Below are 25,999 nucleotides of genomic sequence, written 5' to 3'. Positions count from 1 at the left end.
ATAGACAGAACAAGACAAGTGCTCAACTTTTTCAGGAGGTTGAACGAGATGGACGAGTCACAGGCCGGCGCACGGACCCCCGCGGGCTCCACGGATTTCCGCATCGAGCACGATTCGATGGGCGAGGTGAGGGTGCCTGCGAACGCCAAGTGGCGGGCCCAGACGCAGCGCGCGGTGGAGAACTTCCCGGTCTCCGGGCAGCGCCTGGAACGGGCCCACATCGAGGCCCTGGCCAGGATCAAGGCCGCCGCCGCCAAGGTGAACGCCGAGCTGAAGGTGCTCGACCCGGAGATCGCCGCGGCCATCCAGGAGGCCGCCGCCGAGGTCGCCGAGGGGCGCTGGGACGACCACTTCCCGGTCGATGTCTTCCAGACCGGCTCGGGCACCTCGTCCAACATGAACACCAACGAGGTGGTGGCCACGCTCGCCACCGAGCGCCTGGGCCGCGAGGTCCATCCGAACGACCACGTCAACGCCTCGCAGTCGTCCAACGACGTCTTCCCGTCCTCCATCCACATCGCCGCTACGGCGGCGGTCACCGGCGACCTGATCCCGGCGCTGGACCATCTGGCCTCCGCCCTGGAGCGCAAGTCCGCCGAGTTCGCGACGGTCGTGAAGTCGGGGCGTACGCATCTGATGGACGCCACGCCCGTCACCCTCGGCCAGGAGTTCGGCGGCTACGCGGCACAGGTCAGGTACGGGGTCGAGCGGCTGCGCGCCTCCCTCCCCCGCCTCGCCGAGCTGCCCCTGGGCGGCACGGCCGTGGGCACCGGCATCAACACGCCGCCCGGCTTCTCCGCCGCCGTCATCGCCGAGGTCGCCCGCACCACCGGGCTGCCGCTGACGGAGGCCCGGGACCACTTCGAGGCGCAGGGCGCGCGGGACGGCCTCGTGGAGACCTCGGGCCAGCTGCGTACCATCGCCGTCTCGCTCACCAAGATCTCCAACGATCTGCGCTGGATGGCGTCCGGACCGCGCACCGGACTCGCCGAGATCGGCCTCCCCGACCTCCAGCCGGGCTCGTCGATCATGCCGGGGAAGGTGAACCCCGTCGTCCCCGAGGCCGTGCTGATGGTCGCCGCCCAGGTGACGGGGAACGACGCGACGGTCGCCACGGCGGGCGCGGCGGGCAACTTCGAGCTGAACGTGATGCTTCCGGTCATCGCGAAGAACCTGCTGGAGTCGGTCCGGCTGCTGGCCAACGTCTCCCGGCTGCTCGCGGACCGCACGGTCGACGGGATCACGGCGAACGTGGAACGGGCCAGGGAGTACGCCGAGTCCTCGCCCTCCGTCGTCACGCCGCTGAACAAGTACATCGGCTACGAGGAGGCGGCGAAGGTCGCCAAGAAGTCCCTGGCGCAGCGCCGGACCATTCGCGAGGTGGTCCTGGAGTCGGGGTACGTCGAGCGCGGCGACCTCACCGTGGAGCAGCTCGACGAGGCCCTGGACGTGCTGCGCATGACCCACCCGTGACCCGCACGGCAGCCGCGGGGTTCGGCCCCTCCAAGAGGCTGTCGGGTGGCCTCCGGCCGGGCGGCCACGCCCTGGCGCGCACGCTTCCCGCGTTGTCATGGGCCGACGACGCTCCTTCCCCGAGCTCTCGGCTCCGCTTGAGCAGGGGAGGCCCCGTCCACCCCCTCCTCCGCCTTGGAATCGCACGTGCCGGACCGCGTCCGCATTCCGATCCGAGGTCACCCGACACCCTCTAAGATCCGTCCATGGCAGGTACTGGAGACATCGAGCACTGGGCGCCGGGTGATCAGATCCTGTGGCGCTACCGCCGCAACGGCGCGTCGGCCGGGTCCGGGGCGCCGGAGCACGCCCCGGACCCGTTCCACATCTGCCGCCCCGTCACCGTCGTCCAGGACACCGACGAGCTGCTCGCGGTGTGGGTGGCGCCCGGCACCGAGTGCGTGAAGCCGGTGCTGGCCGACGGCGGCGACGTGCGCGCCGAGCCGCTCGCCACCCGCTACACCGCCCCGCGCACCACCGTCCGCTCCCCCTGGCTGGGCAACGGCGTGCTGAAGCTCGCCCGGCCCGGCGACCCCTGGTCCGTCTGGCTGTTCTGGGAGCCGGTCTGGCAGTTCCGCAGCTGGTACGTGAATCTGGAGGAACCGCACACCCGCTGGCAGGGCGGCGTCGACTCCGAGGATCACTTTCTCGACATCTCCGTCTACCCCGACCGCAGCTGGGTCTGGCGCGACGAGGACGAGTTCGCCATGGCGCAGCGGGCCGGTCTGATGCCCCCGCAGACCGCCCAGCGGGTGCGGGAGGCGGGCCGGGACGCCGTCGAACTGATTCAGCAGTGGGGCGCCCCGTTCCGCGACGGCTGGGAGAACTGGCGGCCCGATCCACAATGGCGGGTTCCCGCGCTTCCGGATGACTGGGACCGCACCCCCTCGCATATGCCGTCGTGAGACCCTTGATGCACCCCAGGGGGGCAAACGTAGGATCGTCCTCCGGAGTGCCGCTCCACTCCAACCGGAAGGCGCGGCAATGGACCTGACCACAAGTCACCGCACGAGCACCACGCACTGAATGAGCCACATGAGCCACGTCAGTCGTATGAATCGTATGAACCACTACGAGGGGGTGGAGACGTGCTCGCTGTTGCCCGCCCCGTCGCCGGAAACGTTGTCACCGACCCACGCCGCAAGCATCAGGTTTCAGCCCCTCGTTCCGGGGCATCCGGTGACAGCCGTTGTTATCGCCGCTCCTGCCGGGGCACAGTAACGCCCCAACTGGTGATTGCCTCATACAACCGGCCCGGACGGACGGAACCCCACGCGTGACGGAGCACCCCACCTCCCACGAAGGCCGGCAGCCTCTCGCCGCCCGGCCGCAGGAACGCACCCGGCCGCGGCAGCAGGACGCCGCGCCGGCCGTTTCCCCTGCCGCCGCGATCCCCAACCCTGCCCTGGCGCCGGGATCGGGAGCCGGCCCCGCGGCGAGCAACGGCCCCGCAGGACTCGATCCGCAGGCCGCGGTCCGTCGCGAGGGCGACCGGCTGCGCTTTGTCGGGGCCGCCACCCGGCGGATCGCCCGCGGCATCGACCTGGACGAGATCGTGCTCGGCCTGTGCCGGGCCAGTGTGCCCACGTTCTCCGACGCCATACTGGTCTACCTGCGCGACCCGCTCCCGGTCGGCGACGAGCGGCCGGTCTCTCCCTTCGTGCTGCGGCTGCGCCGGTCCGACCGGCTGCGGCTGAACGAGGAGGAGACGGAGAGCGCGCCGGAGACCGAGCGCCTGCGGCTGCCGGTCATCGATCCGCACGGCGACCTGACGCCCGCGGCCGAGCTGTGCGAGGTCCGTTCGGGCGGCGCGCTGGCCGAGGTGCTGCGCGGGGTGCGGCCGGTCTTCGGGGACTCCGCGGCGGCCCGTGCCGCGCTGCCCGAGCTGCTCGGCGCCGGCCGGACCGTACCCACCGGACACCGCGCGATCCTCGCCCCGCTGCGCGGCCGTCGGCGGGTGATCGGCGCCGCCGTCTTCCTCCGCGGAACGGAGCGGCCGCCCTTCGAGTCCAACGACCTGCTGGTCGCGGCCCAGTTGGCGACGCACACCGCGCTCGGCATCGACAAGGCCGTGCTGTACGGGCGCGAGGCGTACATCGCCGACGAGCTCCAGCGCACCATGCTGCCCGACTCGCTGCCGCAGCCGACCGGCGTCCGGCTCGCCTCCCGCTATCTGCCGGCCGCCGAGACGGCCCGGGTCGGCGGCGACTGGTACGACGCGATCCCACTGCCCGGGAGCAGGGTCGCCCTGGTCGTCGGCGATGTCATGGGCCACTCCATGACGTCCGCGGCGATCATGGGGCAGCTGCGCACCACCGCGCAGACCCTCGCCGGGCTCGACCTGCCGCCGCAGGAGGTGCTGCACCACCTCGACGAGCAGGCGCAGCGGCTCGGCAGCGACCGCATGGCGACCTGCCTGTACGCGGTGTACGACCCGGTGGCGCACCGGATCACCATCGCCAACGCCGGGCATCCGCCGCCCGTCCTGCTCCATCTGGGCGGCCGTGCGGAGGTGCTGCGGGTGCCGCCGGGCGCCCCGATCGGTGTCGGCGGGGTGGACTTCGAGGCCGTCGAGCTGGACGCGCCCGCGGGCGCCACGCTGCTGCTGTACACGGACGGTCTGGTGGAGTCCCGGCTGCGGGACGTCTGGACCGGGATCGAGCAGCTGCGCGAGCGGCTCGCCGCCACCGCCCGGCTGACCGGCCCGGACCACTCGCCGCCGCTGGAGGCGCTGTGCGACGACGTCCTGGACATGCTCGGTCCGGGCGACCGGGACGACGACATCGCGCTGCTCGCCGCCCGGTTCGGCGGAATCGCGCCGAGCGACGTCGCGTACTGGCACCTCGAACCGGAGGAGACCGCGCCGGGCCGGGCCCGCAGGCTGGCCCGCCGCGCGCTCGGCCGCTGGGGTCTCGACGACCTCTCCGACGCGGTGGAGCTGCTGGTCAGCGAGGTGGTGACCAACGCGGTGCGTTACGCGGAGCGACCGGTGACGCTGCGGCTGCTGCGTACCGACACCCTGCGCTGCGAGGTCGGCGACGACTCCCCGCAGCTGCCCCGGCAGCGCCGGGCGCGTGACATGGACGAGGGCGGTCGTGGCCTGTTCCTGGTGAACCGGCTGGCCAGACGGTGGGGGGCGACGCGCCTTTCGACCGGCAAGGTGGTCTGGTTCGAGATGCCGACGCGGGGCCAGTAACAGGGCCGGGTGAAAGGGTCCGGAACGGGCACGGGGCAGAGCCCTGTACGCAGGGTAGCGAAATGTTGCCGACCTCCTGTCGGCGGGTTTGACTTCAGTCGTGAACGAGACGACCTGACCGAAACCCCCACCGACGGGAGGACGCTCGTGTCCGAGGAACCCAAGACCAGGAACACCCCCTACACCACGAACAACGCCGGAATCCCGGTGGAGAGCGACGAGCACTCGCTCACTGTCGGAGCCGACGGACCGATCCTGCTCCAGGACCACTACCTCATCGAGAAGATGGCCCAGTTCAACCGTGAACGGGTCCCCGAACGGGTGGTCCACGCCAAGGGATCCGGCGCGTACGGCACCTTCAGGGTGACCAATGACGTCAGCCAGTTCACCAAGGCCGACCTCTTCCAGCCGGGCAAGCAGACCGCCATGCTCGCCCGCTTCTCCACGGTCGCCGGCGAGCAGGGCTCCCCGGACACCTGGCGCGACCCCCGCGGATTCGCGCTGAAGTTCTACACGGAGCAGGGCAACTACGACATGGTCGGCAACAACACGCCGATCTTCTTCGTGCGTGACCCGATGAAGTTCCAGGACTTCATCCGCTCGCAGAAGCGCCGTCCGGACAGCGCGGTGCGCGACCACGACATGCAGTGGGACTTCTGGACCCTGTCCCCCGAGTCCGCCCACATGGTGACGTGGCTGATGGGCGACCGGGGCATCCCCAAGACGTACCGCAACATGAACGGCTACAGCTCGCACACCTACATGTGGATCAACGCGGGCGGCGAGCGGTTCTGGGTGAAGTACCGCTTCAAGACCGACCAGGGCATCGACTTCTACACGCAGGACGAGGCCGACCGGATGGCCGGTGTGGACGGTGACGTCCACCGCCGCGACCTGTTCGAGGCGATCAAGCGCGGTGACCACCCGAGCTGGACGCTCTACGTCCAGGTGATGCCGTTCGACGACGCGCCGGACTATCGGTTCAACCCGTTCGACCTCACGAAGGTGTGGCCGCACGGCGACTACCCGGAGATCGAGGTCGGCCGGATGACGCTCGACGAGAACCCGGAGGACTTCTTCGTCCACATCGAGCAGGCGTCCTTCGAGCCGTCGAACCTGGTGCCCGGCATCGGTCCGTCGCCCGACAAGATGCTGCTCGGCCGGCTCTTCTCGTACCCGGACACCCACCGGTACCGGATCGGCCCGAACTACGCGCAGCTGCCCCCGAACCGCCCGCGGTTCGGCCGGAACTCGTATGCGAAGGACGGCCCGATGCGGTACGAGCCGGCTCGTACGGGAGCGGTCTACGCACCGAACTCGTACGGCGGTCCGGCCGCGGACACCGAACGCTACGGCGACCCGGCGGGCTGGGCCACGGCGGGCGAGATGGTGCACGAGGCGTACAAGCTGCACCGCGAGGACGACGACTGGGGCCAGGCGGGCACGATGGTGCGCAAGGTCCTGGACGACGCGGCCCGCGAGCGGCTGGTGTCGAACATTTCCGGCCATCTACTGGACGGTGTGAGCGCCCCGGTCCTGGAGCGCGCGCTGCAGTACTGGCGCAACGTGGACAAGGACCTCGGCGACCGGATCGCCAAGAAGGTCAACGGCGGCTGACGCACGGGAATCGCATCAGGGGCGGTGCCGGCCGGCACCGCCCCTGACTCATGCGTTCACCGCCGCCTCAGGCGCTCACCGCGCGGATGGAGCGTCGTTGCCGCTGTTGTTGCCGTTTCCGTCGCCCGGTTTGCCGCCGCCCCCGCCGCCGCCCCCGCCGCCGCCCGGCACGCCCGGGGACTGGCTCGCCGGCGGCACATCCGGCGACTGGCTCGCCGGCGGCACGTCCGGGGACTGGCTCGACGTCGGCACGTCCGGCGACTTGCTCGCGCTCTGCGAGGGCAGGTCCGGCGACTTGGACGGGGTGGTGTCGGTGCTCGCCGACTGCGAGGGGGACATCGACGGTGTGGTCGGTACGGTGACCTCGCCGCTCTCGACGTCCTCCAGGTCGAACCGGGCGCTGGAGCCGCCGCCCAGCGCGCCGAGGGTGTAGTCCGCCCAGATCTGCGCCGGGAAGCCACCACCGTTGGCCCGGCCGGAGTTGGCCGTGCCGGTCAGGCTGACCTGGCCGCCGCCCTCCTTGGGCGATTCACCGAAGAGCGCGACGACCGTGGTGAGCTCCGGGGTGTAGCCGGCGAACCAGGCCGACTTGTTGTTCTCCGACGTACCGGTCTTGCCCGCCGCATCGTACGCCGTGGTGTTGGCCGCCCGGCCGGAGCCGTCGTCGACCACACCGGTCAGGACGGAGGTCACGGTGTCGGCGGACTTGCGGCTGATCACCTGGCTGCCGATGCCCTCGACCGGCTCGACCGACCGCTCACGGTGCTCGGCCGACTTCACGATGAACGGGTTGACCTTCTTGCCGTGGTTGTCGAGCGTGGCGTACGCGCCCGCCATGTCCCAGGTCGAGGCGTTCATCGTGCCGAGCGTGATGGCGGGGCGCTCGGGGAAGTTCTTGTCCGGTACGCCGAGGTCGAGCGCGGTCTTCTTCACCGCGGCCGGACCGACGTCGACGACCATCTGCGCGAAGGCCGAGTTGATCGACGCGTTCATCGCCTTCTGCACGGTGACGTCGCCGTAGCTCCGGTCGTCCTCGTTCTCCGGGGCGAACGGGGTGTCGCTGCCCACCACGGGCCGCTTGCTGGTGCCGTCGTAGACGGTGTTGACGCCGATCAGGTCGCCGTCCTGGGTCTTCGACTCGTTCTCCAGCGCGGAGGCGAACACCAGCGGCTTGAAGGTGGAGGCGGGCTGGTAGTCCTGGCGCGTGGCGTTGGAGTAGTAGTGCTTGACGTAGTCCACCCCGCCGTACATCGCGACGACGGCGCCGGTCTTCGGGTCCACCGAGGTGGCACCGGCCTGGACGGTCGCGTCGACCTTGTTGTTCTCGCGGTCCAGCTTGGACTCCAGCTGGCGGTCGACGGACTGCTCCAGCGCCTTCTGGCGCTTCTTGTCGATGTTGAGCGTGAAGGTCCAGCCGCCGGCCTGCCGCATCTCTTCCGTGATGCCCTGCTTTTCCAGCTCCATGTTGGCCGCCTCGACGAGGTAGCCGGTCTGGCCCTCCAAGCCCTTGGCGGGCTTGGGCTTGTCCGGGACCGGGAACTCGAGTTTGTCGCGCTCGGCCTGGTCGAGCCAGTGCATCTCGACCATGTTGTCGAGCGTGTAGTTCCAGCGGTCCTCGACGAGCTTCTTGCCGGTATCCGTCGCGTACGCCCAGTCGTACTGGCCGGGGGCCTGGAGCAGCGAGGCCAGGTAGGCGCCCTGGGAGACGTTGAGGTCCTTGGCATCGACCCCGTAGTACGCCTGCGCCGCAGCCTGGATCCCGTCCGCCTGGCGTCCGTAGAACGCGGTGTTCATGTAGCCGGCGAGGATCTCGCTCTTGCCGTACTTCTGCTCGACCTTGAGGGAGATCACCAGTTCCTTGAGCTTGCGGCTGATCGTCTGGTCCGGAGTCAGGTAGTAGTTCTTCACGTACTGCTGGGTGATGGTCGAGCCGCCCTGCTTGCCCTTGCCGCTGAGGGTGTTGAAAAGGCCGCGCGCCATGCCCTTCAGATCGACGCCGTGGTCGTCGTAGAACGACTTGTTCTCGGCGGCGACGAAGGCGTGCTGTACATCCTTGGGGACCTCGGCGAGGTCCACGATCTGGCGGTTGACCCCCTGACCGGTCCGGGTGAGCACTGTGCCGTCGCTGTACTGGTAGACATTGCTCTGCCGCTCGGCCCGGGCGTTGGCCTCCGGTATGTCCACGTACATGTAGAGCGCGACGAAGGCGCCCATGCCCAGCAGGCAGAGCCCGAAGAAGGCACCCAGCATCTTCTTCCAGGTGAAGAGTCTGCGTATGCCGCCCCTCTTCGCGGCCCGCCGCGCTCCGCGCCGCTGGGCTCGTCGCGCATCCGCTCGACCCATCGCTGTGTTGCTCCTGTTTCTCTGCTCGACCAGATCAGCTCAGCCCGGCCAGCTAACACCGTTGGCAAGGCCGTAAAGCAAGCGATGCGGTCTTTTCCGGACGTGACAATCAGCACCCGCTCTCAAGGGAACCGACTCATGAAGGATGCCCAAGGTTGCTAGAGCGGGTAATCTGTAATCACATTGCTAGCACCGAGTCAGTCTTCGAAACGGGGGATTCCATGCCCGACCACGGCAATCCGCACGATGTGGCCACCCTGGCCGCCGACCTCACGCCCGACGCCCCGCAGATGCCCGAACCGCAGGTGAGGGAGGTGACGGCGCACAGCATCCCCGGCGGTCTCGGCCTGCTGCTGACCGTGCTGGGGGTGATCGCCGGCATCGGCCTCGCGATCATCGGCGGCGTCATCGCCTCGAACGGGAACCCCGGCCCGGGCGTCCCGGTCTGCATCTTCGGGGTCCTGCTCGTCATCGCCTCGTTCTTCTGCATGACGGGTGTGAAGATGGTCGCACCGGGCGAGGCCCGGGTGATCCAGCTCTTCGGCCGCTACGTCGGCACGATCCGCACCGACGGGCTGCGCTGGATCAACCCGCTCACCAGCAGCCGGAAGATCTCCACCCGGGTCCGCAACCACGAGACCGCGGTCCTGAAGGTCAACGACGCCTACGGCAACCCGATCGAGCTCGCGGCGATCGTCGTCTGGAAGGTCGAGGACACCGCGCAGGCGCTCTTCGAGGTCGACGACTTCCTGGAGTTCGTCGCCACCCAGACCGAGGCGGCCGTCCGGCACATCGCGATCGAGTACCCGTACGACGCCCACGAGGAGGGCGGCCTCTCGCTGCGCGGCAACGCGGAGGAGATCACCGAGAAGCTGGCCGTGGAGCTCACCGCCCGGGTGCAGGCCGCCGGCGTACGGATCATCGAATCGCGCTTCAGCCATCTCGCGTACGCCCCCGAGATCGCCTCCGCGATGCTCCAGCGCCAGCAGGCCGGCGCGGTGGTCGCGGCCCGGCAGCAGATCGTCGAGGGCGCGGTCGGCATGGTCGAGATGGCGCTCACCCGGATCGCCGAGCAGGACATCGTCGAGCTCGACGCGGAGCGCAAGGCGTCCATGGTCAGCAATCTGATGGTGGTGCTGTGCGGTGACCGCGCGGCGCAGCCGGTCCTGAACACGGGCACTCTTTACCAGTGACCGAACAGACCCCGGCCCGCCGGACCCCGCCGCGGCGCAAGCAGATGCTGCTGCGGCTGGATCCGGCGGTGCACGACGCGCTGGCCCGCTGGGCCTCCGACGAACTGCGCAGCGCGAACGCCCAGATCGAGTTCCTGCTGCGCAGGGCGCTGGCGGAGGCGGGCCGCCTGCCGGGCACGGCGCGGCCGATCCCCCGCCGGGGGCGCCCCCCGAAGGACGCGCCGGGCCCGTCCGACGACTGAACACCGGGATCCCGGGGCGGTGACCTGGGTATACACCAGGGGTATACACGCCGTGTACAGTGCTCGGCATGTCTATCGGCCACACCCTGCTCGGACTCCTGGAGTCCGGCCCCCGCCACGGCTACGACCTCAAGCGCGCGTTCGACGAGAAGTTCGGCCACGACCGCCCCCTGCACTACGGCCAGGTCTACTCGACCATGTCCCGGCTGCTCAAGAACGGCCTCGTCGAGGTCCACGGCGTGGAGAGCGGCGGCGGCCCCGAGCGCAAGCGGTACGCCATCACCGAGGCCGGGATCACCGATGTCGGCACCTGGCTCGCGCAGCCGGAGAAGCCCGAGCCGTACCTCCAGTCGACGCTCTACACCAAGGTCGTCCTGGCCCTGCTCACCGGCCGCAGCGCCGAGGCGCTGCTGGACACCCAGCGCACCGAGCACCTGCGCCTCATGCGCATCCTCACCGACCGCAAGCGCAAGGGCGACCTCGCCGATCAACTGATCTGCGACCACGCGCTCTTCCACCTCGAAGCCGATCTGCGCTGGCTGGAACTGACCGCCGCCCGGCTCGACCGTCTCGCCGCGGCGGTGGGCGCGTGATCCCCACCGGCTCCCTGCTCAGCGCCGAAGGCCTGTACAAGACATACGGCCGGACGCCCGCGCTCGACGGCGCCTCGTTCTCCATCCACCCCGGTGAGGTCGTCGCCGTGATGGGCCCCTCCGGCTCCGGCAAGTCGACCCTGCTGCACTGCCTCGCCGGGATCGTCACGCCCGACCGGGGCACGATCACCTACGCGGGCCGCGAGCTCTCCGCCATGTCGGACGCCGAGCGCAGCGCCCTGCGCCGCACCGAGTTCGGCTTCGTCTTCCAGTTCGGCCAGCTCGTCCCGGAGCTGACCTGTGTGGAGAACGTCGCCCTGCCGCTCCGCCTGGCCGGCGCCAAGCGCAAGGAGGCCGAGCGCGCCGCCCGCCACTGGATGGAGCGCCTGGAGGTCGACGACGTGACCGCCAAGCGCCCCGGCGAGGTCTCCGGCGGCCAGGGCCAGCGCGTCGCCGTGGCCCGCGCGCTGGCCGCCTCGCCGAAGGTGATCTTCGCGGACGAGCCGACCGGCGCCCTGGACTCCCTCAACGGCGAGCGGGTCATGGAACTGCTCACCGAGGCGGCCCGGTCCACCAACACCGCCGTGGTCCTGGTGACCCACGAGGCGCGGGTCGCCGCGTACTCCGACCGCGACGTCACCGTGCGCGACGGCCGGACCCGCGACCTGGAGCACGCCGTATGACCCTGCTCGACCACAAGAACGCGCCGGCCGCGGCCCCGCCGGGGCCCACCCCGCCCACCGGCGTCGCCGCCTGGCTCCGCGACCTCGGTCTCGGCATCCGGTTCGCCGCAGGCGGCGGGCGCGAGGGCTGGGTGCGCACGGTACTGACCGCCGTCGGTGTCGGTCTCGGCGTGGCGCTGCTCCTGACCGCCGCCTCCGCGCCGCATCTGCTCCAGGAGCGCTCCGCGCGCAGCCAGGCCCGCGCCGAGAGCGTCGTCCCCGGCGGGCCGGACGCGCAGGCCGAGAAGTCCGACACCTCGGTGCTCCGGATCGACGCGGAGACCGAGTACCGCGGCCGCACGGTCGAGGGCTGGCTGATGCGCGCGGACGGCACGCGCCCGGTCGTCCCGCCGGGCGTCGCGCGCTTCCCCGGCGCGGACGAGATGGTGGTCTCCCCCGCGCTGAAGGAGCTGCTGGACTCCTCGGAGGGCAGCCTCCTCAGGGAACGGCTGCCGTACCGGATCACCGGCACGATCGCCGACTCCGGCCTGGTCTCGCCCAGGGACCTGGTCTACTACGCGGGCAGCGACACCCTGACCCCCGCCAACGGCGGTCACCGGATCGCCGGTTACGGGGATCCGGGCGAGGGCGAGGAGATGCCGCCCGTTCTCATCGTGCTGATCATCATGATCTGCGTGGTGCTGCTGGTGCCGGTCGCGATCTTCATCGTGACGGCGGTGCGGTTCGGCGGCGACCGCCGCGACCGCCGGCTCGCCGCGCTGCGCCTGGTCGGCACGGACATCCGGATGACCCGTCGGATCGCGGCCGGCGAGGCCGTGTTCGGGGCGCTCCTCGGGCTGCTGACCGGTGTGGTGCTCTTCCTGGTGGGGCGTCGCTTCGTCGGCCGGATCGAGGTGTGGGGCGTCAGCGTCTTCCCGTCCGACCTGGTGCCCGACCTCCGGCTGACGGCGCTGGTCGTCGTCGCCGTTCCGCTGACGGCGATGGTGGTCACGCTGGCCGCCCTGCGCTCGGTGGTGATCGAGCCGCTCGGCGTCGTACGGGGCGGCCGGTCCCGCAGGCGCCGGTTCTGGTGGCGGCTGGTGATGCCGGTCGCGGGCCTGGCCGTGCTCGGCCTGACCGGCAAGGTCGACGAGTCCTCCCCGGTCGATCCGTACCCGATCGCGGGTGGTGCCGTACTGGTCCTGGTCGGGCTCGCGCTGCTGCTGCCCTGGCTGCTGGAGGCGTGCGTGAACCGCCTGCACGGCGGTCCGGTGCCCTGGCAGCTGGCCACCCGCAGGCTCCAGCTGAGCAGCGGAGCGGCCGCCCGTGCGGTCAGCGGCATCACGGTCGCGGTCGCGGGCGCGGTGGCGCTGCAGATGCTGTTCGCCGCGGTGGGCGACGAGTTCACCAGGATGACCGGGCAGGACCCGTCGCGGGCCCAGTTCTACACGTTCTCCGAGAAGGTCAGCGCGGAGGCGGCCACCCGGACCATCAAGGAGTTCGAGGCCACCAAGGGGGTGGAAGCCGTCATCGGCAAGGTCGAGGTGTCTGTCACCCGGCCCGGCACGTACGCGGAGGACGACATCCAGCCCATCACCAGTCTGACCGTCGGTGACTGCGGGACCCTGCGCGAACTGGCCCGGATCGACTCCTGCAAGGACGGCGACACCTTCGTGGTCCACCCCAGGAACGACAAGGAGCTGTCCGACTGGGTCGACCAGACGGCCCGCAAGGGCAAGGAGGTCGAGATCGGCGACGCCTCCGGCGGCAAGGCGATGCGGTGGACCCTGCCCGCCGACTCCCCGACGGTCGTCGCCCGCCACGATCCGCTGGGCGAGGACTCCTGGGGCATCATGGCCACCACCGGCGCGGTCGACCCGAGCACCCTGCCGGGCGCGATCACCCAGTCGCAGATCCGGGTCGACGAGAGCGTCGAGGACGTCGCGGAGTACGTACGCAACACCGCTGCCAGGCTCGACCCCGCGATGCGGGTCGCGTCCCTCACGTCGGAGGTGCGTGACGAGAAGTACGCCAGTGTGCAGCGCGGTCTCCAGGTCGGTGCGACCGCGACGCTGCTGCTGATCGCCGCCGCGATGCTGGTCGCCCAGCTGGAGCAGCTGCGCGAGCGCAAGCGGCTGCTCTCGGTGCTGGTCGCCTTCGGCATCCGGCGGTCCACCCTCGCCTGGTCGGTGCTCTGGCAGACCGCCGTGCCGGTGGTCATCGGGCTGACAGTGGCCGTGGCGGGCGGGCTCGGCCTGGGCGCGGCGCTGATCACCATGCTCGACAAGGAGGTCACCGACTGGTGGCTGTTCCTGCCGATGACCGGCGCGGGTGCGGCGCTGATCCTGCTGGTCACGCTGGTGTCGCTGCCGCCGCTGTGGCGCATGATGCGCCCGGACGGCCTGCGTACGGAGTGACGGAGCAAGGGGTGCGGTCCCGCCGGGACCGCACCCCCTTCCGCCGCTCTCAGTCGCTTCGCGAGGTCACCCGGACCGGCAGCGTCGCCATCGCCTCCCGCAGCGCCGCCGCGAACTCCTCGAACTCCTCGTGGCGCGCCGCCCCCGTCCGCATCGCCAGCGCCACCCGCCTCGACGGGGCCGGCTCCGCGAAGTACCCGGTGGCCAGCGCCTCGTTGCGGCCGGTCTCGACCGTCACCGCCGTCCGCGGCAACAGCGTCACACCGAGCCCGCCGGCCACCAGCTGGACCAGCGTGGAGAGCCCGGCCGCGGTCGTGGTGACCGGTGCCCCCTCCGTGCGGCCCGCCTCCCGGCAGATGTCCAGCGCCTGGTCGCGCAGGCAGTGCCCCTCGTCCAGCAGCAGCAGCGGCAGCTCGCGCAGCGCGTCGCGCGGAATGTCGGCGCGCCCGCCCAGCCAGTGGTCCTTCTCCATCACCAGCACGAAGTCCTCGTCGAAGAGCGGGAGTTCAGTCACCCCGGGCACCCCGAGCGGCACCGCGAGCAGCAGCAGGTCCAGCCGCCCCGCGGCCAGCCCCTCCAGCAGCGAGGAGGTCTGCTCCTCGTGCACCTGGAGGTCGAGCTCCGGGTAGCGCTCGTGGACCAGCCGCAGCACGGTCGGCAGCAGGTACGGGGCGACGGTCGGTATCACACCGAGCCTGAGCACCCCGGTGAACGGCGCCCGGACCGCCTCGGCCTCCTCCATCAGCTCGCCGACGGCCTCCAGCACCACCCGGGCCCGCACCGCGAGCCGCTCCCCGGCCGGCGACAGCAGCACTTTGCGCGTCGTACGCTCGATGAGCTGGACACCCAGTGCCTCCTCCAGCGCCGACACCGCCCCGGAGAGCGCCGGCTGACTCATCCCGATTGCTGCCGCCGCGTCCCTGAAGTGCAGGTACTCCGCGACGGCCACGAAGGCGCGCAGCTGCGAGAGGCTGGGTTGTTTGGGTCGATTACCTGGATTGCCCTGGGCCACTGATAGGCACCTCCGATCATCACGACCGAGTGTAGCTATTTCCGCGATCAATGCGCCCTGTGCCAAGCTGGGCTCCGTCCAACCCTCAGGAAAACCCCCAACAGGGAATTCCTACGCTGCAAGGAGTGCACGTGCTCACTGTCGGTGACAAGTTCCCCGAGTTCGACCTGACTGCTTGTGTCTCGCTGGAGAGCGGCAAGGAGTTCGAGCAGATCAACCACAAGACCTACGAGGGCAAGTGGAAGATCGTCTTCGCGTGGCCGAAGGACTTCACCTTCGTGTGCCCCACCGAGATCGCCGCGTTCGGCAAGCTGAACGACGAGTTCGCCGACCGTGACGCCCAGATCCTCGGCTTCTCCGGTGACTCCGAGTTCGTGCACCACGCCTGGCGCAAGGACCACCCGGACCTGACCGACCTGCCCTTCCCCATGATGGCCGACTCGAAGCACGAGCTCATGCGCGACCTCGGCATCGAGGGCGAGGACGGCTTCGCCCAGCGCGCCGTCTTCATCGTCGACCAGAACAACGAGATCCAGTTCACGATGGTGACCGCCGGTTCCGTGGGCCGTAACCCCAAGGAGGTCCTGCGGGTCCTGGACGCCCTGCAGACCGACGAGCTGTGCCCGTGCAACTGGACCAAGGGCGAGAACACCCTCGACCCGGTCGCCCTCCTCGCGGGCGAGTGAGCTGACAGCGACATGGCACTCGACGAACTGAAAGCCGCCGTTCCGGACTTCGCCAAGGACCTGAAGCTGAACCTCGGTTCGGTCATCGGGAACAGCGAGCTCCCGCAGCAGCAGCTCTGGGGCACCGTCCTCGCCTGCGCGATCGCCTCGCGCTCGCCGAAGGTGCTGCGCGAGCTGGAGCCGGAGGCCAAGGCCAACCTCTCCGCGGAGGCGTACACCGCCGCGAAGTCGGCCGCCGCCATCATGGCGATGAACAACGTCTTCTACCGGACCCGGCACCTGCTGTCGGACCCCGAGTACGGGACGCTCCGGGCGGGTCTGCGGATGAACGTCATCGGCAAGCCCGGCGTGGAGAAGATCGACTTCGAGCTGTGGTCGCTCGCCGTCTCCGCGATCAACGGCTGCGGCCAGTGCCTGGACTCCCACGAGCAGGTGCTGCGCAAGGCCGGCGTGGAGCGTGAGACCATTCAGGAAGCCGTCAAGATCGCCTCGGTGATCCAGGCGGTCGGCGTGACCCTCGACGCCGAGGCCGTGCTCGCCGAATAGGACCAGCAGTACCCCTTGTACGAGAAGGGCCCCGGGACGACCGACCGTCCCCGGGGCCCTTCTCTTCTCCGCATTCTGCCCGTGGGCCTGCTCCGTGCCCGTGGGCCTACGTGCCGACGCCGTTCTTCTTGGTGTCCCCGCTCTTCTTGGTGTCCCCGCCGGCGCGGTCCTCGTCGTCGCCGTGGTCGATGTCCTCGGGCGGCGATCCCGGCGCGGGCGTCGGAGCGACGTCGAGGGCGGTCGCCCCGCGTGGGGACGGCGCGTAACGCAGCGCCTGTTCCTGTCCGTAAGCCCGCAGATAGCCGACCACCGTGTTGGTGACCGCGACCAGCGGCACGGCGACGACCGCGCCGCCGATGCCGGCGACCATGCCGCCCGCGGCGACCGAGAGGACGACGGCGAGCGGATGCACCCGCACCGCGCGCCCCAGGATGAACGGCTGGAGCACATGGCCCTCGATCTGCTGCACCGCGAGCACCACCGCCAGCACCATGAGGGCGGTGAACACGCCCTGGGTGACCAGCGCGACGACCACCGCCAGTGCCCCGGAGATCACGGCGCCGACCAGCGGGATGAAGGCGAAGAGGAAGATGAAGACGGCCAGCGGCACCGCCATCGGCACATCGAGGAAGAAGATCCCGAGTCCGATGAAGATCGCGTCGATCAGCGCCACGAGGACGGTGCCCCGCACATAGGCGGTCAGCGTCCGCCAGGCGCGCGGCCCGGCGCCCGCGACACCCGGCCGGGCCTGGGCCGGCACCAGCTTCAGCATCCAGTGCCAGATGCGCCTCCCGTCGTACAGCAGGAAGAGCGTCGAGAACATCGCCAGCAGCATCCCGGTGAGGACCTCCGCCATCACGGTGACGCCCTGCAGCCCGGCGGTGGTGATCTGCTCGGTATTGGTGCCGATGGTGTCGCTGAGGTTCTGCGCGACATCGTTGATCTGCTGCTCGGTGACGTGGAAGGGGCTGTCGAGCAGCCAGTTCTTCAGATCCTCGATACCCGTGCGCACCTTGTCGGAGAGGGTGTCGATGTTGTCCATGACCTGCCAGACCACGAACCAGCCGACCAGGCCCATGATGACGAAGCCCAGGATCGCCGTGACGGCGGTGGCCAGGCCGCGCGGCAGCCCGTAGTTCCTCAGCCGGGCGACGGTCGGTTGCAGCATCGCGGTGACGAGCAGCGCGGCGACGAAGGCCAGGACCACCAGCTGCACGGCGCTGATGACCTGCATCAGCACCCAGAGGCTGCCCGCCAGGACGAGCAGCCGCCAGCCCGCCTCGGCCGCGACCCGCATCCCCCAGGGAATCGCCGCGACCGGATCGGGCCGGGCGGCGACCGAGGGGGCGTACGAGGGCGGCGGCGGCACATGGTCGGACCCGGCACCGCGCCGGGCCTCCTCACCCGGAACGGCTCCGGACGGAACGGCTCCCGCGGGCGCGGCGGAGGCGGTCACCGGCAGCTCGGTCCGCACGGTCCCGTCCCCCTCGGCCTCGGCCCGGCGCTGCTCCAGCCGATCGCCCAGGTCGGTCAGTTCGGCGCCCAGCCGGCCGAGCCACCCCGGAAGTCCCGACATGATGGTTCCCCTTCCCCCGTTTTCTCTCCCCGCCGCTCCCCGCCGGGCCGACCGTACATGCACGAAGCCCCTCACCGTAGGACGGCGAGGGGCTCTGCGCGGTTGAAACCGGAACCTTGGCAGGTTCTAGTACCAGTGGTTGGCCTGCCAGAAGGACCAGGCACCGCACGGGCTTCCGTAGCGGCCATCCATGTAGCTGAGGCCCCACTTGATCTGGGTGGCCGGGTTGGTCTGCCAGTCGGCACCGGCGGACGACATCTTCGAGCCCGGCAGTGCCTGGACGAGGCCGTAGGCACCGGAAGACGGGTTGCTCGCCCGGTAGTTCCAGGTCGACTCGTGGTTCACGATGTTGCTGAAGCACTGGAACTGGTCGGCGGGCACCATCTGACGCGCCATCGCCTGGACCTCGGCCACGGTGTACGAGCCCTGCGTGGCGAAGGAGGAGGCGCTGCGGACCGAGGAGCGGCTGGCGCGCTCGGCTGCTTCCTTCTTCTCCTTGCGCTCCTGCTCCAGCCTGTCCTCGGCCGCCGCCTTCTTCGACTTGGCGTCCTTGGCGGCCTGGATGCGGGCCGCTTCCTCCACGGACTTCTTCGCCGCGGCGTCGGCCGCGGACGCCTGGGCGTCGGCCTGCTGCGTCAGCGAGGCGGTCTGCACCTGGGCCTGCTGGCCCGCGGGGATGTCTGCGAGCAGCGTGGTGTCGGCTGCGGTCGCCTCGAAGTTGGTGTCGTCGGCAGCGGGAGTGCTGCCCGAAGCAACGCCAACGACGGCGCCAACGGTGGTTACGGCGGTGGCGGATGCCACGGCGAACCCCCGGACCGAGATCCGGCTCACACGGTGTCCTTCCAGCATCGCCCGCTTAGGTGACCTCGCGGACGCAATCGTGCCCCTGGCGCTGGCCTCCCTACTGCTTGGGTCACGGGAGGCACGGACCCGGTGGGCGACTCCCCGGAGGGAGCGCCGCGTGGTACTCGCGGGCGGCATACGGACGTCGATTGTTGAGTTGTGTAGTGCGTGGCACCTGTGGAGGTGCGGGTGTGCCGTATGCGGGGCCTGACGGAAGCAAGACTTTGCCGGAACGGCACGCCGGGAAGCAATTCTCCGTTGCGTGTGAAAGCTCACACCTCGTTTGGAGCAAGTGATTTTCGGAAATGGCGCCGCAACACGGTGCCGCCCGGCTAAGCTACTGCGCTCGCCGGGCGGCACCAACTGTCGTAACCCGTATCAGATCTGGCCTTCCTCCAGCATTTCGGTCACCAGGGCGGCGATGTGCGAGCGCTCGGAGCGGGTGAGGGTGACATGCGCGAAGAGCGGATGTCCCTTCAGTTTCTCGACCACGGCGACGACTCCGTCGTACCGGCCGACCCTGAGGTTGTCCCGCTGGGCCACGTCATGCGTGAGCACCACGCGGGAATTCGCCCCGACCCGGGACAACACGGTCAGCAGTACGTTCCGTTCGAGTGACTGGGCCTCGTCGACGATCACGAAGGCGTCGTGGAGCGAGCGGCCCCGGATGTGGGTGAGCGGCAGGATCTCCAGCATCCCGCGCCCCAGCACCTCCTCGATGACCTCGCGCCCCGCGACCGCAGAGAGCGTGTCGAAGACGGCCTGCGCCCAGGGGCTCATCTTCTCGGCCTCGGTGCCCGGGAGGTAGCCCAGCTCCTGCCCGCCGACCGCGTACAGCGGGCGGAAGACCATCACCTTCCGGTGCTGCCTGCGCTCCAGGACGGCTTCGAGTCCGGCGCAGAGCGCCAGCGCCGACTTGCCGGTGCCGGCCCGGCCGCCCAGCGACACGATGCCGACGTCCTGGTCGAGGAGCAGATCGAGGGCGATGCGCTGTTCGGCGCTGCGGCCGTGGATACCGAAGACCTCCCGGTCGCCGCGCACCAGGCGCACATTGCCCTCGGCGGTGACCCGGCCGAGCGCCTTGCCACGCTCGGACTGGAGGACCAGTCCGGTGTGCACGGGCAGTTCGGAGGCTTCGGGAACGTACAGCGTCTCCTCTCCGTAGAGCAGATCCACCTGCTCGCCGCCGAGGGAGAGCTCCGACATTCCCGTCCAGCCGGAGTCGGTGATGGCGAGCTCGGCGCGGTACTCCTCCGCGAGGAGGCCGACCGAGGACGCTTTGATGCGCAGGGGCAGGTCCTTGGAGACGACCGTGACGTCGTACCCCTCGGCCTGGAGGTTGCGCGCGACCGCGAGGATCCGTGAGTCGTTGTCCCCCAACCGGTAGCCGGCCGGCAGTACGCCGGGGTCGGAATGGTTGAGTTCGACGCGCAGCGTCCCGCCCAGGTCCCCGAGCGGGATCGGGGCGTCGAGCCGGCCGTACCGGACCCGGAGGTCGTCCAGCAGGCGCAGGGCCTGCCGGGCGAAGTAGCCGAGCTCCGGGTGATGCCGTTTGGCCTCCAGCTCCGTGACCACGACGATCGGGAGCACGACTTCGTGCTCGTCGAACCGGGCCATGGCGTTGGGATCGGCCAGCAGGACGCTGGTGTCGAGAACATAGGTGCGCCTGTCGAGCATGCGGCGCTTCGTGCTGGTCACCACGGAAGGACGTACCCCCTCGGACGAGGTTGGGGTGCGACGGCGTCGCGGAGCATCCCAATGGGAGAGGACTGACCGGGCTTGGGCCCCGATGCGCGGGCCGGGCACCGGCCCTCCGCGTCGGCCGTGCTGTTCGTACGGTCCTTCGTGTGCAAAGGGCCTCCCGGGCGAGCGGACTCCATGCCGCTCACTTGGACACGACGTCCGCCTGGTTCCTGACCGGACATCGACCTGTCAGGGGTATTCCCTCGAACACGCGAAGCCATGCCGCCCTGGGCAGGTGGGTGAGCCGAGAGGTGCGCCCCGTGCACATGAGGTATGGCCCGCACCGCGCGGTCCCGCCCCCGATCGCCGGACGGACCGGGAATGATCGCCGGACGGGCCGGAGACAGGGGGCGGGCCCCGGGGGAGTCCGCGGAGGGTCAGCCGCCGTAGCGGCGGCCCCGGGCCGCGTAGTCGCGCAGCGCGCGGAGAAAGTCGACCTTGCGGAAGGCCGGCCAGAAGACATCGCAGAAGTAGTACTCGGAGTGCGCCGTCTGCCAGAGCATGAAGCCGGACAGCCGCTGCTCGCCGCTGGTGCGGATGACCAGGTCCGGATCGGGCTGGCCCCGGGTGTAGAGGTGCTCGGAGATCATGTCGGTGGAGACGATCTCCGCCAGGTCCTCGAACGAGGTCCCCTTGGCGGAGTGGTCCAGCAGCAGCGAGCGGACCGCGTCGGCGATCTCCTGGCGTCCGCCGTAGCCGACGGCGACGTTGACCAGTATTCCGTCGACACCGACCGTGGCCTGCTCGGCCTCCTTGAGCACCGTCTGCGTGTGGGCGGGCAGCAGGTCGAGGGTGCCGACGTGGTGGACCCGCCAGCGGCCGTCCGCCGCGAGGTCGCGCACGGTGTTCTCGATGATCCCGAGGAGCGGCTTCAGCTCGGACTCGGGGCGGTCGAAGTTGTCCGTGGAGAGCAGCCAGAGCGTGACGACTTCCACATCCGTCTCGCTGCACCAGCCGAGCAGGTCCTTGATCTTGTCCGCTCCGGCCTGGTGCCCCTGCGCGGCCGTGCCGCCGGACGCCTTCGCCCAGCGCCGGTTTCCGTCGAGGATGACGCCGATGTGCTTGGGCACCTGGGTGTGGTCGAGGCGGGCCTCCACCCGGCGCGCGTAGAGCCCGTACACCAGGTCGCGCAAGTTCACTGAGTTCACCTCTCGGTTTCCGTGCGGGCCCGCCCGCCCCATTGCCCGGGGTCCGGGGCCGTCCCCTGGGGATCGCCGCACTGGTCCACGGAGTCCGTCGCCCCGCCGTGCGGTGGCATTCCCCGAAGCCGCCACATTACTGCGCAGGCGGGTCACCGGCCCAACCCGGCCTGTCACAAGTCCGTGATAAGCAGAGAAACGTGACTGAATCTCCTCTCTACTACCGGGCCGCCGGTTCGCGCTACGACTCCATGGAGTACCGCCGCACCGGCCGCAGCGGTCTCAAGCTCCCCGCCGTCTCCCTCGGTCTCTGGCACAACTTCGGCGACGACCGCACCCTGGACTCCCAGCGGGCGATCCTGCGCCGCGCCTTCGACCTCGGGGTGACCCACTTCGATCTGGCCAACAACTACGGGCCGCCGCCCGGCTCCGCCGAGCTCAATTTCGGCAAGCTCTTCCGCCAGGACTTCGCCCCGTACCGGGACGAGCTGATCATCTCCACCAAGGCCGGCTACGAGATGCACCCCGGCCCGTACGGCGAATGGGGCTCCCGCAAGTACCTGCTGTCGTCGCTCGACGCCTCGCTGAACCGCATGGGGCTGGACTACGTCGACATCTTCTACTCCCACCGCTTCGACCCGGAGACTCCGCTGGAGGAGACGATGGGGGCGCTGGCCTCCGCCGTCCAGCAGGGCAAGGCGCTGTACGTGGGGGTGTCCTCGTACAACGCGGAGCAGACCGCCGAGGCGGCCGGGCTGCTCCGGGAGATGGGTGTACCGGCGCTGATCCACCAGCCGTCCTACTCGATGATCAACCGCTGGATCGAGGACGACGACCTGCTCGACACCCTGGAGACGGCCGGCATGGGCTGCATCTCCTTCGTGCCGCTCGCCCAGGGGCTGCTCACCGGGAAGTACCTGGCGGGCATCCCGGAGGGCTCCCGCGCCACCCAGGGCAAGTCCCTGGATCCCGGTCTGCTCTCGGACGAGGTGGTGCGCCGGCTGAACGGGCTGAACGACATCGCCGGCCGGCGCGGTCAGTCGCTCGCCCAGCTGGCGCTGTGCTGGGTGCTGCGCGACAGCCGCATGACGTCCGCCCTGATCGGCGCGTCGAGCGTGAGGCAGCTGGAGGAGAACGTCGCGGCGCTCGCCGGACAGCCGTTGACCGCCGAGGAGTTGAAGGAGATCGACGCCTTCGCCGTGGACACCGCGGGCACCAACATCTGGGCCGGACGGGGCTGACGAAGAGGCTGCCGCGGGGGCCGGTACACGGCCGTCGTTGCGGCCGACAAAAAACGGGCCGGTCCGTGGGGGGGGATACGGACCGGCCCGAGGGGGGGTTTCCACCATAACCCTTCGTAAGTGATGCTGCGCGCCACGCCACTCCACAATCACTCTGCGAATTCACCGGACTCCGTTGCGCGCAGGCGTCCGGTTGACGCCCCGCCGGCCTCTCAGTGGCCGCCGACCGGCTTCACACAGCCCGTTCCTTCGAGGTACCTGCCGTGCGCCTCGGCCGTGACCAGCCCGTTGACCACGCCGTCCAGCGCGCCCTCCACGCAGATCGTGCCGAGGCCGAGGACGAAGGTGTTGCGGTGCGGGCCGAAGGTACCGGTGGTGATGGCCCCGGGGGCGTAGCCCAGGTCGGCGAGGGCCGCCCGGATCCGGGGCTCGGTGGGCTTCGCACGCGGAGCCGGCGGTGGGCGCGGTGACGGTGGGGGCTCACCTGCAGGACGGATGCGCAGGGCGCGCGCTCAGGTGGTGGCCGGTGCGCCGCGGTGGCCCCGGGTGAAGCGGATCGCCACGGTGTCGCCGCCGACGACCACGAAGCTGCCGCCCTGGCAGCGGATGACGGCCTCGCGGACCTGGCCGTTCTCGTCCCCGCGCTCCTCGGTGCGGGTGACCGTCCAGCCGCCGTCGGGCGGCTGCGGCAGGGTCGGCACGGTGCCGAACTCCCACTGCCCCGACGGAACGCACCACTCGGGCAGCCGCGGCCAGGCGCCCGGCCCGACGCGCAGGGCCCCGTCGAAGGCACAGGTCAAAAGCACCGACTGGCCGTCGGCCAGCAGGAATTCGACCGCCTCCGGCTCCCCCAGCAGTCCCTCCGGACGGTAGAAGACACCGAGCACCCCGGTGATCCGTGCGCCTCTGAGCCAGTCGGCCCGCCTCTGCCGCGGGACCCGCGGTGCGTCCTCTTCGTTCCCCACCCTCATGTGCCGGATCCTTCCCAGGAGTTCACTGCCCAGGGTCGCATCCTCCGGCCGTGAGCGGGGGCGTACGGCTCAGAGGCTGTCGGGTGACCTTCGATCGGAGGGCGGACGCGGTCTGGTGCGTGCGATTCCAAGGCGCCGGAAACGTGCGTGCCAGACCGCGTCCGCCCGGCCAGAGGTACCCGACAGGCTCTCAGGGCCGGGCGTCCGGTTTGCGGGCCTCGATCAGGAATCGGGTGGTGTGGGCGACGAACGGCCCCTCGGTCTCGATCAGATGGTGCAGCTCGGCCAGGCGTGGCCGGTACTCCTCGACGGTGAAGCCCGGCACCATCCAGATCACCTTGCGCAGGAAGTAGACGACGGCGCCGATGTCGAAGAACTCGGTGCGCAGGGTCTCCGCCCGCAGAGCGACGACGTCCAGCCCGGCGGCCTCGGCCGCAGCCCGTGCCTGCTCGGGGTCGCGGGAGCCGCGCACCTCGGGGGGCTGCGGGCCGAGGAAGTACTCGACGAGCTCGAAGACGCTGGCCGGGCCGACCTGTTGGGAGAAGTACGTGCCGCCGGGGGCGAGCACCCGCGCGATCTCCGTCCACCAGGTGGTCACCGGGTGCCGGCTGACCACCAGGTCGAAGGCGTTGTCGCCGAAGGGCAGCGGCGGCTCGTCCTGATCGGCGACCACGGCCACGCCGAGCGGGTGCAGGAGTGCGGTGGCGCGGGCGATGTTCGGCGGCCAGGCCTCGGTGGCGACGGTGAGCGGCGGCAGCTTCGGTACGGAGGCGAGGACCTCGCCGCCGCCGGTCTGGATGTCGAGCGCGGCCCCGGCCCGCCCCATGCGGTCCGCCATGGCACGGGCGTAGCCCCAGGAGGGGCGCTGTTCGGTGGCCCGGCCGTCGAGCCAGGAGAAGTCCCAGCCGTCGACGGAGACGGTGGCCGCCTCCGTGACGAGGGCTTCGAAACGTGCGCGTTCTGCTTCGGCTGCTGCGGACATGCGGGCATGGTGTCAGCGGGGTGCCGGGGGCGCGACCGAATTGCGGCGGGGTCAGGCGGCCAGGGCGCCGAGCAGCATGCCCAGCAGCGCGCCCGTGATCATGAACGGGCCGAACGGGATGCCGGTCTTGCGTCCGGCCCGCTTCAGGACCATCAGCCCGAACCCGTACGCCGCGCCGAGCAGGAACCCGGCAAAGCCTCCGGCGAACACCACGGCCCAGCCGTACCAGCCGAGGGCCATGCCCAGCGACAGGGCGAGCTTGACGTCCCCGAAGCCCATTCCGTTCGGGTTGATGACGAAGAGCAGGAAGTAGAAGCCGCCGAGCGCGGCACCGCCGAGCAGGGCGGACAGCCAGGATCCGGCGTGCTCGGGGAGCAGCGCGGCGGCGCCGAGGAGTACGGCGAGGGCTCCGGCGGCGGGCAGGGTCAGCCGGTCGGGCAGCCGATGGACACGGCGGTCGACGGTCGCCAGGAGTACGGCAACGGGTGCCAGCAGCAGCCAGACGGCCAGTTCGGGGCGGAGTCCGGTGGCCGCCGCGAGGACCGCGCAGGAGAGCGCGGTGACGACGGGGACGAGGACGCCGGGGGCGTAGCGCGTGACGGGCGGTGTGCGGTGCGTTCCGCCGTCCGGGTCTCCCGGCGCGGCGCCCGGGGTGGTGGTCACCGGCGCCGCCGCGCACCGGGCGCACTTGGTGGAGCCGAGCCAGCCGCGGGCGGCCCCGGTCAGGGCGTGGCCCTCGGGGCAGGCGTCGCGCCAGGGGTCCTCCGGTTCGACGGAGAACCGGTAGGCGGCGCGCGGGACCAGCAGTCCGGCCGCTGCGCCCCAGAGTGCGGCGAGCACTGTCAGCATGACGTCCACGGAGCCGACCCTAGGCGGGGGCCGGCGCATGGGTCATGGGTCCTGGGGCCCACTGCGTACTGTTCCGGACCCAGCGGCCGTCACCTGGCGCTACCTTCATGGCCATGGCTCAATGGCGCAATGGCAACGGCACGTTGACGGTCACCGACGGACAGGGTGGGCAGGGGGAGGAGATACCGCTGCGGATCGCGGCCTCTTACCGGGCCCGGAGCCGCGGGCTGCTCGGGCAGGACGGGATCGACGGGGCCCTCCTGATCACCCCGTGCGGGAGTGTGCACAGCTTCCGGATGCGGTTCACCATCGATGTGGCGTATCTGGACCGGAAGTTCAAGGTCGTGGCGGTCCACACGATGAAGCCCGGCCGGCTGGGCATGCCCCGGCTGCGGGCCCGGCATGTGGTCGAGGCGGAGGCCGGGGCGATGGAGAAGTGGGGGATCCGGCCGGGGGTCCGGGTGGCGATCGTCCAGAGCTGAGGGCTGTCCCGTAATCCCCGGCGGGCGCACAACGACAGCCAGGGCGTGTTCCGGAAGTGGCGTCGTCCGCCCGGAGGGCGGGGTCGGGGGCGTCCGGTGCGTGCGCTCGCAAGGTGGACAGTGGGAAGGTGCGGGCCCGTGGGGCGACTGGAGA

22 protein-coding genes are annotated in these 25,999 nt (G+C 70.5%); 13 read left to right on the top strand and 9 right to left on the bottom strand.

Annotation, left to right across the window (positions count from 1 at the left end):
- Positions 1 to 48 precede the first annotated feature (48 nt).
- From ACWCQ6_RS12085 to ACWCQ6_RS12070, 4 genes are all read left to right on the top strand, one after another.
- On the top strand, positions 49 to 1,473 hold the full coding sequence (locus tag ACWCQ6_RS12085; protein ID WP_451088094.1) for a class II fumarate hydratase: 1,425 nt from the start codon (positions 49 to 51) through the stop codon (positions 1,471 to 1,473).
- A gap of 245 nt (positions 1,474 to 1,718) precedes the next feature.
- Positions 1,719 to 2,417 (top strand): cytidylyl-2-hydroxypropylphosphonate hydrolase, encoded by a 699-nt coding sequence (gene fomD / locus ACWCQ6_RS12080; protein ID WP_451088092.1) that lies wholly within the window; start codon positions 1,719 to 1,721, stop codon positions 2,415 to 2,417.
- Between the two features lie 371 nt (positions 2,418 to 2,788).
- Complete coding sequence (locus tag ACWCQ6_RS12075) at positions 2,789 to 4,708, top strand: SpoIIE family protein phosphatase (protein WP_451088090.1); 1,920 nt, start codon at positions 2,789 to 2,791, stop codon at positions 4,706 to 4,708.
- A 147-nt stretch (positions 4,709 to 4,855) separates the two neighbouring features.
- Positions 4,856 to 6,325 carry a catalase gene (locus tag ACWCQ6_RS12070; RefSeq protein ID WP_451088088.1) on the top strand — a complete coding sequence of 490 codons (1,470 nt, stop codon included), beginning with the start codon at positions 4,856 to 4,858 and terminating at the stop codon, positions 6,323 to 6,325.
- Positions 6,326 to 6,400: 75 nt separating this feature from the next.
- Here ACWCQ6_RS12070 and ACWCQ6_RS12065 read toward each other — a convergent pair whose 3' ends face one another.
- Positions 6,401 to 8,668 carry a transglycosylase domain-containing protein gene (locus ACWCQ6_RS12065; RefSeq protein ID WP_451088086.1) on the bottom strand — a complete coding sequence of 756 codons (2,268 nt, stop codon included), beginning with the start codon at positions 8,666 to 8,668 and terminating at the stop codon, positions 6,401 to 6,403.
- A gap of 221 nt (positions 8,669 to 8,889) precedes the next feature.
- Between ACWCQ6_RS12065 and ACWCQ6_RS12060 the strand changes: the two genes are divergently transcribed.
- From ACWCQ6_RS12060 to ACWCQ6_RS12040, 5 genes are all read left to right on the top strand, one after another.
- Positions 8,890 to 9,861: an SPFH domain-containing protein gene (locus tag ACWCQ6_RS12060; protein WP_451088084.1), complete on the top strand. Its 972-nt coding sequence runs from the start codon at positions 8,890 to 8,892 to the stop codon at positions 9,859 to 9,861.
- The gene (locus tag ACWCQ6_RS12055) at positions 9,858 to 10,103 is read left to right on the top strand and encodes a hypothetical protein (protein ID WP_451088082.1); all 246 of its coding nucleotides are present in this window, start codon (positions 9,858 to 9,860) and stop codon (positions 10,101 to 10,103) included. Before ACWCQ6_RS12060 ends, ACWCQ6_RS12055 begins: the two co-directional genes overlap by 4 nt.
- 68 nt (positions 10,104 to 10,171) lie before the next feature.
- Positions 10,172 to 10,696, top strand: coding sequence for a PadR family transcriptional regulator (locus tag ACWCQ6_RS12050; RefSeq protein WP_451088080.1), 525 nt, complete (start codon positions 10,172 to 10,174; stop codon positions 10,694 to 10,696).
- A complete protein-coding gene (locus ACWCQ6_RS12045) occupies positions 10,693 to 11,379 on the top strand; it encodes an ABC transporter ATP-binding protein (protein ID WP_451088078.1) in 687 nt (228 codons plus the stop codon). Before ACWCQ6_RS12050 ends, ACWCQ6_RS12045 begins: the two co-directional genes overlap by 4 nt.
- On the top strand, positions 11,376 to 13,775 hold the full coding sequence (locus tag ACWCQ6_RS12040) for an ABC transporter permease (protein WP_451088076.1): 2,400 nt from the start codon (positions 11,376 to 11,378) through the stop codon (positions 13,773 to 13,775). The genes ACWCQ6_RS12045 and ACWCQ6_RS12040 overlap by 4 nt, the downstream gene beginning before the upstream one ends.
- Positions 13,776 to 13,824: 49 nt before the next feature.
- On the opposite strand, the gene ACWCQ6_RS12035 is transcribed toward ACWCQ6_RS12040, so the two are convergent.
- Positions 13,825 to 14,787 (bottom strand): hydrogen peroxide-inducible genes activator, encoded by a 963-nt coding sequence (locus ACWCQ6_RS12035; protein ID WP_451088074.1) that lies wholly within the window; start codon positions 14,785 to 14,787, stop codon positions 13,825 to 13,827.
- 131 nt (positions 14,788 to 14,918) lie between these two features.
- Between ACWCQ6_RS12035 and ACWCQ6_RS12030 the strand changes: the two genes are divergently transcribed.
- Both ACWCQ6_RS12030 and ACWCQ6_RS12025 read left to right on the top strand, forming a co-directional pair.
- Positions 14,919 to 15,473: a peroxiredoxin gene (locus ACWCQ6_RS12030; RefSeq protein ID WP_189542777.1), complete on the top strand. Its 555-nt coding sequence runs from the start codon at positions 14,919 to 14,921 to the stop codon at positions 15,471 to 15,473.
- 12 nt (positions 15,474 to 15,485) lie between these two features.
- Positions 15,486 to 16,019 carry an alkyl hydroperoxide reductase gene (locus ACWCQ6_RS12025; RefSeq protein WP_451088071.1) on the top strand — a complete coding sequence of 178 codons (534 nt, stop codon included), beginning with the start codon at positions 15,486 to 15,488 and terminating at the stop codon, positions 16,017 to 16,019.
- Positions 16,020 to 16,125: 106 nt separating this feature from the next.
- On the opposite strand, the gene ACWCQ6_RS12020 is transcribed toward ACWCQ6_RS12025, so the two are convergent.
- The 4 genes from ACWCQ6_RS12020 to ACWCQ6_RS12005 form a co-directional block, all read right to left on the bottom strand.
- Positions 16,126 to 17,595 (bottom strand): AI-2E family transporter, encoded by a 1,470-nt coding sequence (locus ACWCQ6_RS12020; RefSeq protein WP_451088069.1) that lies wholly within the window; start codon positions 17,593 to 17,595, stop codon positions 16,126 to 16,128.
- Positions 17,596 to 17,721: 126 nt separating this feature from the next.
- Positions 17,722 to 18,426: an aggregation-promoting factor C-terminal-like domain-containing protein gene (locus tag ACWCQ6_RS12015; protein WP_451088067.1), complete on the bottom strand. Its 705-nt coding sequence runs from the start codon at positions 18,424 to 18,426 to the stop codon at positions 17,722 to 17,724.
- Positions 18,427 to 18,816: 390 nt separating this feature from the next.
- Complete coding sequence (locus ACWCQ6_RS12010) at positions 18,817 to 20,139, bottom strand: PhoH family protein (RefSeq protein ID WP_451088065.1); 1,323 nt, start codon at positions 20,137 to 20,139, stop codon at positions 18,817 to 18,819.
- A 419-nt stretch (positions 20,140 to 20,558) separates the two neighbouring features.
- Positions 20,559 to 21,320, bottom strand: a complete 762-nt coding sequence (locus ACWCQ6_RS12005) for an isoprenyl transferase (RefSeq protein WP_451088063.1) — start codon at positions 21,318 to 21,320, stop codon at positions 20,559 to 20,561.
- Positions 21,321 to 21,520: 200 nt separating this feature from the next.
- Between ACWCQ6_RS12005 and mgrA the strand changes: the two genes are divergently transcribed.
- Complete coding sequence (mgrA, locus tag ACWCQ6_RS12000; RefSeq protein ID WP_451088061.1) at positions 21,521 to 22,561, top strand: L-glyceraldehyde 3-phosphate reductase; 1,041 nt, start codon at positions 21,521 to 21,523, stop codon at positions 22,559 to 22,561.
- 512 nt (positions 22,562 to 23,073) lie between these two features.
- Here mgrA and ACWCQ6_RS11995 read toward each other — a convergent pair.
- From ACWCQ6_RS11995 to ACWCQ6_RS11985, 3 genes are all read right to left on the bottom strand, one after another.
- Positions 23,074 to 23,532 carry a hypothetical protein gene (locus ACWCQ6_RS11995; protein WP_451088059.1) on the bottom strand — a complete coding sequence of 153 codons (459 nt, stop codon included), beginning with the start codon at positions 23,530 to 23,532 and terminating at the stop codon, positions 23,074 to 23,076.
- Between the two features lie 190 nt (positions 23,533 to 23,722).
- Positions 23,723 to 24,514 (bottom strand): class I SAM-dependent methyltransferase, encoded by a 792-nt coding sequence (locus ACWCQ6_RS11990; protein ID WP_451088057.1) that lies wholly within the window; start codon positions 24,512 to 24,514, stop codon positions 23,723 to 23,725.
- 51 nt (positions 24,515 to 24,565) lie between these two features.
- The gene (locus tag ACWCQ6_RS11985; RefSeq protein ID WP_451088055.1) at positions 24,566 to 25,372 is read right to left on the bottom strand and encodes a prepilin peptidase; all 807 of its coding nucleotides are present in this window, start codon (positions 25,370 to 25,372) and stop codon (positions 24,566 to 24,568) included.
- A gap of 104 nt (positions 25,373 to 25,476) precedes the next feature.
- Here ACWCQ6_RS11985 and ACWCQ6_RS11980 point away from each other — a divergent pair, with 104 nt between their 5' ends.
- Positions 25,477 to 25,845, top strand: coding sequence for a DUF192 domain-containing protein (locus ACWCQ6_RS11980; RefSeq protein WP_451088053.1), 369 nt, complete (start codon positions 25,477 to 25,479; stop codon positions 25,843 to 25,845).
- Positions 25,846 to 25,999: the final 154 nt, after the last annotated feature.

This window comes from Streptomyces sp. NPDC001880, assembly GCF_053594575.1.
This window is presented reverse-complemented; position numbering and strand designations above follow the sequence as displayed.